Raw genomic sequence first — 1,017 nt, forward strand, 5'->3', positions numbered from 1 at the left:
CCTTTGACGTTACTGAAAAAGGTGGATCAAATTTAACTCGCTTTGAGGCGATCAAGTTGAAGGAACAGAAACCTAGAGTGAGTTCGCGCAAACGTCTGGCACACTCCTTGCGCCAGCATTTGTTATGCGCAATATTGCGAGCGGCGATGGGTGGTCACCCGTTGCCAACCCCGAGTCCAGAAACAATGGCCTGAAGGACGGACTCCTGGACATTGGGGTCGGCGCAGAGGTTCTTTCTGATGGCACTAACTCAAAGCGATAAATCTATGGCCCTACGAATCTCCAAGACACTGATGGTCGTTGCCATCGCGCTCTTTGCCTCTTTGGTCGCGTTTAACAATATAACCGATTACTTTACAAATTTCGTCTTTATCCGTCATGTCCTTCTAATGGACACGACCTTTCCAAGTAGCAGAAACATGTATCGAACTATCACTTCGCCAATTCTGCATCATGTTGCCTATGTGTGCATTATCACACCTAGAGACTGTAACGGCGGTTTTTTGCTGGATGGGTAGCAATCGCTTGTGGTGTGCCCGGCATGATTCCCACATGGCCTTTCAGCGCGCGAAAGGCTTTGCCAACGCCGGGCTGACGCTAGGTTTTTTGAACATTGCAGGTTGCGTTCATGTCGATTGGAGGGGAATGGTTCGGTATGTGGATGTCGAAACAGTGGAATGGGATACCAGATGCGTTCCGATTTTTTATCACGATCCTGTCAGTGCTGATCTTTGTGAGCCAGGAGAATGATGCTTTAAAAAACCACGACAGAACCGGCCTATAGGCAGAAGCTCATTGACATGGGCTGCACCCATGACTGCAGCAACACTATTTGACGCCCTTAAAATCTGTGGCGAAATTAAATTAATGGCGGGCCTTAGAACGGTTATCCACGGGCTTGCAAACCGCTTGGTTGCGGCAGGTTTGGGTTCCCACGCTCCCACCTGATTCGCCGTTTCTGTTTCTTCGCTGTGCAGCCTTGCAGGGTGCCTTAACAGGCTGCTGAAGTACTCATCG

Annotated in this window: 2 protein-coding genes and 1 pseudogene; 2 read left to right on the top strand and 1 reads right to left on the bottom strand. The window is 49.6% G+C overall.

What is annotated here, in order from left to right; all coding sequences use genetic code 11:
- Together MKD50_RS30440 and MKD50_RS30445 are read left to right on the top strand one after the other, a co-directional pair.
- Nucleotides 1-194: hypothetical protein (locus tag MKD50_RS30440; RefSeq protein ID WP_252669765.1), on the top strand; the 194-nt coding region annotated here is incomplete at its 5' end.
- A 72-nt stretch (nucleotides 195-266) separates the two neighbouring features.
- Nucleotides 267-784 (top strand): annotated as a pseudogene (locus MKD50_RS30445) (DUF2165 family protein).
- Here MKD50_RS30445 and MKD50_RS30450 read toward each other — a convergent pair.
- Nucleotides 708-1,017: hypothetical protein (locus tag MKD50_RS30450; RefSeq protein ID WP_252669766.1), on the bottom strand; the 310-nt coding region annotated here is incomplete at its 5' end. The pseudogene MKD50_RS30445 and the gene MKD50_RS30450 overlap by 77 nt on opposite strands.

The sequence above is a fragment of the Cupriavidus mimosae genome, from assembly GCF_023952485.1.
GTDB classification, from domain to species: Bacteria; Pseudomonadota; Gammaproteobacteria; order Burkholderiales; family Burkholderiaceae; genus Cupriavidus; species Cupriavidus taiwanensis_C.